4 protein-coding genes are annotated in these 8,147 nt (G+C 48.7%); 1 reads left to right on the plus strand and 3 read right to left on the minus strand.

Annotated features, from left to right (window positions below):
• Positions 1–59: 59 nt before the first annotated feature.
• The 3 genes from ftsY to QUA20_RS07505 form a co-directional block, all read right to left on the minus strand.
• On the minus strand, positions 60–1,817 hold the full coding sequence (gene ftsY / locus QUA20_RS07495) for a signal recognition particle-docking protein FtsY (protein ID WP_333187171.1): 1,758 nt from the start codon (positions 1,815–1,817) through the stop codon (positions 60–62).
• A 187-nt stretch (positions 1,818–2,004) separates the two neighbouring features.
• A complete protein-coding gene (nusB, locus tag QUA20_RS07500; RefSeq protein ID WP_333187174.1) occupies positions 2,005–2,637 on the minus strand; it encodes a transcription antitermination factor NusB in 633 nt (210 codons plus the stop codon).
• 272 nt (positions 2,638–2,909) lie between these two features.
• A complete protein-coding gene (locus QUA20_RS07505; protein ID WP_172185908.1) occupies positions 2,910–3,635 on the minus strand; it encodes a DUF502 domain-containing protein in 726 nt (241 codons plus the stop codon).
• A 1,136-nt stretch (positions 3,636–4,771) separates the two neighbouring features.
• Between QUA20_RS07505 and QUA20_RS07510 the strand changes: the two genes are divergently transcribed.
• Positions 4,772–7,600: a PAS domain S-box protein gene (locus QUA20_RS07510; protein WP_333187177.1), complete on the plus strand. Its 2,829-nt coding sequence runs from the start codon at positions 4,772–4,774 to the stop codon at positions 7,598–7,600.
• Positions 7,601–8,147 lie beyond the last annotated feature (547 nt).

Consider the following 8,147-nt stretch of genomic DNA (forward strand, 5'->3'; position numbering starts at 1 on the left):
GCTCTGTGTCCGCCTCCAAAAAATGGGCGCGGCTGGCCAATGCCTCATCAATCTAAAATCTAAAATCTAAAATCGAGTAGGGCTTCCACAAATTCGTAACTAGAAAACGGACGCAAGTCTTCGATGCTTTCCCCTACTCCAATAAAGCGGATTGGCAGACCAAGCTGCTGCACTACTGCTAGGGCAACACCACCTTTAGCAGAACCGTCGAGCTTTGTCAATACTACTCCGCTTAATTTTGCAGATTCTGCGAATACTTCTGCCTGTCGCAAACCATTTTGACCCAGTGTTGCATCCAAGACCAGTAGAGATTCTACGGTAGCGCCTGGGGCTTTCTTATCTACTATGCGACGGATTTTACTTAATTCGTCCATCAGATTTTTTTTGTTTTGCAGGCGGCCTGCGGTGTCTACGATCAGCAGTTCAGTGCCTCGGGCGCTGGCGGCGGCGATCGCATCAAAGACGACAGCAGCCGGATCGGTATTTTTCCCTGGGTTGGCAATAATTTCGACACCGCTGCGGGAACCCCAAACTTTCACTTGTTCGACGGCTGCGGCGCGGAAAGTGTCGGCGGCGGCAATTAGGGTTTTGTAGCCTGATTTTTGGGCAATGTGGGCAAGTTTGCCGATGGTCGTAGTTTTGCCCGCACCGTTGACTCCTACGATCAACCAGATGTTGAAGGTGTCTTTTTCCGGGGCAAATGTCAGACTGTAGGCGGGATTGCCTGCGGCTGTTTCGGCACAGGGAGCGTCGAGAATATCGCGCAGGATGCTTTTGAGGTAGGCTAGAGCCTGTTCTGGCGGTAGCACTTCTTGTTTTAGTCTTTCTTGGAGGCGACTGATAATGATGTCGGTGGCTGCGACTCCGACATCGGCTTGCAGCAGCAAAGTCTCAATTTCCGCTACCGCATCTTGATTGAGCGGGCCTTGACCGACGATCGCCTTTAGTCGATTAATTAAGCTGCGGCGAGTTCTTTCTAAGCCTTTCCGCAGTTTTTGCAGCCAAGTGATTTCTTCAACGGATACTTGATCTGGCCGGCGGCCTTGACTGGCTAAGATTTCTGAAGACCACAGGAAGCCTTCGTCAAAGGCGAAACCGGGAATTTCTTCGATAATTGCCGCTCTCTCGGCGGCGGCTGCAATTGCCTCTGGTTCTTCAATTGCGGTTTCTTTGAGGCGTTCGATGCGCTCCATCCGATCGGCCTGAGCTCTTACCCAAAACGGCAGGGCTTCCGCTGCTTCGCCCTCAGATACGAGTGATTCGGTTTCTACAACCTCCGTTGCAGGTTCGGCAATTTCTATATTTTCTGCTGTAACTTCTAATTTTTGAGCAATAGGTGCAATATCGATCGCCCCGGCTGTTTGTTGCAGAGTTTCGGCAATTTCTACTGGGTTAGCTGCATCGATTTCTACCGCCTCGGTAGCTTCAAGTGCTGCGGCTTCTGCAACTTCTGGAACTTCTGCAACAGTTGGTGCTGTGGGTGCTGGTTCGAGTTCGTGAGCCTCGGTTGTTTCCACAGTCGCCGCTTCTGCAACTTCTGGAACTGTCGCGATTTCTGTTTCGGCTGTTGGAACCTCGGGCGCTGCTGTCTCGGAAACTTCTGTTTCTGGTTTTTGCTGTTTTTGAATATTTTTGTAAGCAGCTTTGGCCCAGTTGAGATAATCTTCGGCTACAGCAGGAGAGCTTTCGTCTGTTGCATCTGTTTGAGGCTCAACCGATGCCGATTTTGCCGGCTCATCTGGCGGCTGTTCGGGGGTTGCCTCTGTTTCAGAAGATTTGCTTTCGCTGTACTGGCGACGAAACCAATTAAATACCATAGGAAATTGCGAATATAGTTATCAGTCCCTAGTTTAGAGCCGATTGCCGATTGCTGATTGGTGTGATTGCCGATTGCTCATGACTCTGGGTAAGGTGCGCGGCCGGAAGGGCACCCTACAGACTGCGGGGTAAGTAAGGTGCGCGGCCGGAAGGGCACCCTACAGACTATTGACTGATGATTGAGGACTACGGACTAACAACTTCTGCATTGATTTTATCGACTACTCGGCGGAGGACTCCGTTGATGAAGCGATGTCCTTCGTCACCGCTGTAGCGTTTTGCGAGTTGGACGGCTTCGCTGACGCTGACTTGTTCGGCTAGGCCGAGATATAGGATTTCGGCGATCGCGATTCTCATGATATCTCGATCGATCCTGGCCAAGCGTTCTATTTGCCAGTCTACCAGCGCTTCCGAGAGCAATTCGTCAATTTGAACGCGGTTGGCGCTGACTTTTGTCAGGATTTGCAAAGCATAGGTGCGGACATCTTGCTGGTTGGCTAGCTGGATCAGTTCTGGAAACTCCATTGCTGAACCGAGACGGTTGATGGCGGTTTGGGTGAGTTCGACTGCTTCCCGTACCATTGCTCTAGCACTTTGTATATCGGCAGCGCGGATTTCGCTGGCAAGCAGTTTGTCGCTACTCCGCTGCACTTCGGATGCTGCTGTTTCTAGGGCTTCTTGAACTTCTGTTGTCAGGGCGCGGATAGCTGCGAGGAGAACATCTTGCAGTTTCTTGGCTTCTAAGAGTTCTGGATTCGTCGGCAGTTGGCTGATGCCGAGAAGTGCGAGTTCGCGTGCTGTTTCGCGGGCTTTTTTCATAGTTTTTAGATAGGAATTGAGAATTTAGGAAGTTTTTCGATCGCGCGCCGACTTGGACTTTAGCAGAAAACTAAACTAAAAGCGGTACAAGACCAGCCCTCTGACTCGCCAGCGGCGGGTTGTTTACAGATACTTCGCTGTCAAACCCCAGATTTATGCTCGAAACCGGGTTTCTGAATGTAGGCTGTCTCGGTTTGGGCTGGTTTTGTCCAAATATTTTCTGCTATGGGGAAAGTTTACACGGCTTTACGGGCGAATAAAGATGTCTTGGTTTAGTCTTCTTCGACTGGGACAGCCTGGTATCTTGATTCGGATACCAAGGGTTCGAGTGTTTTGCCCTTAATGTTTTCGGGGGGTACTGGAACTGAGTTGCTGGGGTTGACGATGCCGCCGGAGATGATGACTTTAAAGGCATCTTCGATCGACATTGACAAATTGACTAAATCTGCCTCCGGGACTATAGCGTACCATCCGGTGGTGGGGTTGGGAGTGGTAGGGATGAAAATGCCGATCGGGGTTTCGCCGGACAGGTGAGGCGGAATATCGTTAGTCTCGATCGTACCGGTCACAAATGCTAAAGTCCAGATTCCCCGCCGGGGATATTCCACTAACACCACGCGGCGAAATTTGTCGTTTGAGTTGAGGATGGTTCCCAGCAGTTGTTTGAGAGTTTTGTAAACCGAACCGGCTAGGGGAATCGCCTGCAGCAGCCGTTCGCCAAAGTCTAGCAGCCACTTGCCGAAAATGTTGCGGGCCATTAAACCGATGACTAAGATGCTCAGCAGGGGTACAGCCAGCCCTACTAATAGATTTAGCAGATTCACCAAAATCGGGTGGAGTCCGTCAAAAGGGTTGATCTGCTTGGGAATTTTGGTGAGAAAATTGATGACCCAACTGGCGACGGTAATTGTCAGCCAGATGGTGGTAGCTAACGGTATCACTACCAGTAGGCCTGCGATCAGGTCGTTTTTTAAGTCTTGTTTGATGCGTTGGAGCACGGCGGGTCAAATCTCCTCGTAACTGGTTGCCAATAACCTGAATAAACCTGAGACTAAAGCAACTGCACGGGCTTTACTGCAAGTCACCATAGACGATCGTCTTCAATTGTGCGAAACCCTACCCTTTCTGACGGGGAAGAGTTCAGGATCGCCGGTGCTGTACCTATATTTTAAAGAATTATTGCAAGTTGGCGCTTGCTTTTAATATATGCGGGCTGTGCAGCAGCTCACCGTATTGTATATTTTAAGACAGTTTGGCTCTGGCTCAACCAATAAGCCGATCGGTCAGAGGCTACCTGGGTGTGCAAGTGTAGCGAGTCCAGAGGAAATTTTCTGTGATTGGTGTCGGAAATTAATTGCTCGATCGAGCTTTCTCATATTTTATGCCGGGTAACACTTCTTTCTACCGAATTCAGCGGAATCTATGCAGGTTGAGTTTAATGTTTATCCAATAATATATCTTTGGACAGATGCAGGGCGAGTACAATTTTCACTATACAAAGAGTGATTTTTGAGGAACGAAGGCGATCGACAAGCCAAATGTTCGCCCGGTTTCAACTGTTGCATTGTAGGCAAATCCGGCAAAAAGTAAAGCAGACACACCAGCAACTTTCACTTTTTTGAAGGGATCGATCGAAATTAAGGATATAAGGGCAAAATTAAAGCGAATTTAAGCTTTAGAGGAGTGGCAAAGCAATTTAGAAGTAACTCGGGACTCACTACAAAAAAAATAATCTGCCAAACGAGGTAGCAGTAGTTAGCAGTAAGCGAGATAAATTACTAAATAGCTAGTTGTTTCTAGCAGTAAGAGCGAGACTATTTGTTTTACAGGGTACGGTTAAACTGCTGGCAAGAAGCAAGGCCACAGCGGTGTGGAGTGATTGAAAGCAGGTGAAAGTTAAGGAAAAGCAAGGGCGCTAGGCAATCAAGTTAGACCGGAGATTAACCTTGCTGCAAGTAGCAAAAGACTTGATTAGAAGTTATGATTGAAATGTGAATGCTTAACTGATGAAACAATGGATTTTTACATTTTTTATGCAATTTAACACGCAATATTTTTGTGGATCGCACTTAACAAGTAGCTACCAGATGAGGTTGTGTGAGAACTAATATTTAAGTAAATAAAAGGAATTTTTGTGAAAAAGCTCAATATCCTCTTAGTAGAAGACAGTCCCCTAGATGCCGAACTGATTGAGGCATATCTAATAGATGGCGGAATCGAATTTTCTCTGCTGTGTGTGGAAACTCGGGAAGACTTTGCCACCGCGCTGGAAAAACACTATTTTGACATTATTTTGGCAGATTATATGTTGCCTTGTTTTAGCGGAGAAGAAGCGCTGGAAATCGCCCACGCTACTTGTCCGGGAGTGCCGTTTATTTTTGTGTCGGCTACTTTGGGCGAGGAAGTGGCGATCGAAACTTTGAAAAGCGGCGCTACCGATTATGTTCTCAAACGCCGTTTGATACGCTTGGTGCCGTCGATTCAGCGGGCCCTGCGGGAAGTTCAAGAACGGAACGACCGCAAGCAAGCCGAAGCACAGCAGCAGGAGAGCGAAGCTCGATTTCGGATTATGGCAGATACCGCGCCGGTGATGATTTGGATGTCGGACACTGACCAACTTGGCGATTACTTTAACAAAGGATGGCTGAAGTTTACCGGTAGAACTTTGGCGCAAGAAAGGGACACTGGTTGGATGGAAAGCTTGCACCCCGATGACTTGCCAGAATGTCGGGATATTTACCGGAGAGCTTTCGACGATCGCACCGAGTACCGGATCGAATGCCGCATGAGGCGCTATGACGGGGAATACCGCTGGGTTTTGGGTACGGGCGTACCTAGGTACAGGCCCGATCGCACTTTTGCAGGTTACATCGGTTCTTACATCGATATTAGCGATCGAAAACTTGCAGAACAAGAACGCGCTGCCGCTTTGTCGCGCGAACAAGCAGCTCGCCAGCAAGCAGAAGAAACAGCTAAAGCGCTGCAATCGGCAAACGATCGAATTACTAACATTCTCGAAAGCATTACCGACGCTTTTATCGCGGTCGATTTAAAGGGGAACTACACCTATGTCAACCAGAAAGCTCTGGAGCTTTTAGGCAAGTCAGAAGCCGAACTGATCGGTAAAAATGTTTGGGAGATATTTCCCTGGGCTATCGATTTACCGTTTAACAAAATGGCTGGCAAAGCATTAGCAGAAAAGGTAACGGTCGAGTATGAAGAATTCGTGCCGTTATGGAATAAGTGGTTGAAGGTGCGTTTTTATCCTTCCGATTCTGGTTTGTCGGCTTACATCCAAGACGTTAGCGATCGCAAGCAAGCAGAAGCTGCACTCAAAGCTAGCGAAGAAAAGCTGAAAATGTTGGCCGAAGCTAACTTGATGGGAATTATCTTCGGAGATGTTAACGGCAATATCGTGGAGGCTAACGATGAATTTTTGCGGATAGTTGGTTACACGCGGGAAAACTTGCAGCGCGGGGAATTAAACTGGATTGACATCACGCCGCCGGAGTACCTCTCTCTCGACGAGAAGGGGATTGCAGAGGCACAAGCAACGGGGGCTTGCACTCCCTACGAAAAGGAATTTTGGAGGAGAGACGGCAGCCGGATTCCGGTGTTGATCGGATATGTTTTGCTGGCAAAAAAGCGGCAAGAATCTGTGGCTTTTATTCTCGATTTGACCGTTGGCAAACAATTGGAAAGAGAACTGCAAGCTCGAGCCCAGGAACTGGCGCGGGCGAACCGGATTAAAGATGAATTTCTGGGAACTTTGTCGCACGAATTGCGAACGCCGCTCAATGCGATGCTGGGATGGGCGCAACTGCTGCGCAACCGCAAGTTTGACGAAAAAACCACTGTTCGGGCTCTGGAAACGATCGACCGCAATACGCGATCGCTGGCAACTCTGATCGAGGATTTGTTGGACGTGTCGCAGATTATTACCGGCAAACTGTCGCTGAATTTGCGGTCAGTGGATTTGATTTCGACTGTTGAGTCTGCGCTCCATACTCTCGCACCCGCGATTGGAGCAAAAAATATTGAAATTGTGATGGATTTCGACACAACTGCGGGGCGGATTTTTGGCGATTCCGGCCGCTTGCAACAGGTAGCGTGGAATTTGCTGTCGAATGCGATTAAGTTTACTCCCGATGGCGGACAGGTGAGGGTGGCGGTGCGGAAGCTGGAGGGGACGCTCGCCCCTGAGGACTCCGCTTGCTGTACAAATTTGTCGCTCGCTAGTGTGGAAATTGAGGTCAGCGACACCGGACAAGGGATTGCGGAAGAGTTTTTGCCCCACGTTTTCGATCGGTTCAGCCAAGCTGACAGTTCTACAAAGCGATCGTACAACGGATTGGGTTTGGGTTTGGCCCTAGTGCGCCATTTTGTGGAAATGCACGGGGGGACGGTGCAAGCGGAATCGGCCGGGAAGGGAAAAGGAGCGAGCTTTTTGGTGAGATTGCCAATTAAACAGCCAAATGGCGACTGCGGATTTTCTGTTTCCGGGCCAGAGGAGTTTGTGGTTCCTCACAGCAAGGCGCGAGCCCCTGTAAATAAGTCTTTTGTCAGCAGCAATCTTTCTGGATTGCGGGTGTTGGTGGTCGATACCGACGCGGATTGCCTGGATTTGGCTTGTACAGTGCTCGAAGATTGCGGGGCCCTGGTGGAGACCGCTAGCTCGGGAATGGAAGCCCTGGAGGCGATTGAAAGGCTGAATCCGGATGTGTTGGCGATCGATATGGAGATGCAGGCCCCTGATGGAGAGGCTCTGCTCCCGCAAGTGCGATCGCTCGTGGCGGACAGGGAAATTCCGGCGTTGGCGTTTACGGCGGTTAGTAGGGTAGAGGAACGGGTACGGGCGCTGCAGCAAGGTTTTCAAATTTACGTGTCCAAGCCGATCGTGCCTGTTGAGTTGGTCGCGGTGGTGCAAAGTTTGGGGGCGCGATCGAACGATTTTAGATTTTAGATTTTAGATTTTAGATTGACTCCGCGATGACGGATGTCGTAACTACAAATCAATTTTCTGGCATTCGAGCGATCGTAGCATCCGGGCGAAAAATGTTTTTTTCAAGTTAGTTCGTAGGGTGCGTAATGCCTCAAACTTGCTTACCAATTACCAATCAAGTATCTCAGCACAAAAAAACCGGGAGCATCTCAGTTTTGCACTTACTGTCCGTCTGCGACCGTCTCCCTCTCACTCCTAAAAAATGCTTGTTGTAAAAAAACCCGACCTCTGCCTGAGTCTGCTAACAGCAAGTATGAGTGTCAATTAAAATTAACCTAATTTGTCAAGCCTCTAAAGTTATAAATTTAATTTAGGTCAAAATTTTTTGCTTTCGATCGCAGGTGCAGGGACGATCGCCCTTAACAGTATCTCCTCAAATCTCAAGTTCAGTAACTAGCTGCTTCATTAAGCCTGAGTTTTAATCACAATTGAACCTAATTTGTCAAGCCTCTAAAGTTATAAATTTAATTTAGGTCAAAATTTTTTGCTTTCGATCGCAGGTGCAGGG

The organism is Microcoleus sp. Pol7_A1, assembly GCF_036701085.1.
In the GTDB taxonomy this organism is placed as follows: Bacteria; Cyanobacteriota; Cyanobacteriia; order Cyanobacteriales; family Microcoleaceae; genus Microcoleus; species Microcoleus asticus.

What these genes read in the sequence shown, in the direction of transcription:
- ftsY (WP_333187171.1), bottom strand. Translation starts at nt 1,817, where the DNA reads ATGGTATTTAATTGGTTTCGTCGCCAGTACAGCGAAAGCAAATCTTCT.
- nusB (WP_333187174.1), bottom strand. Translation starts at nt 2,637, where the DNA reads ATGAAAAAAGCCCGCGAAACAGCACGCGAACTCGCACTTCTCGGCATC.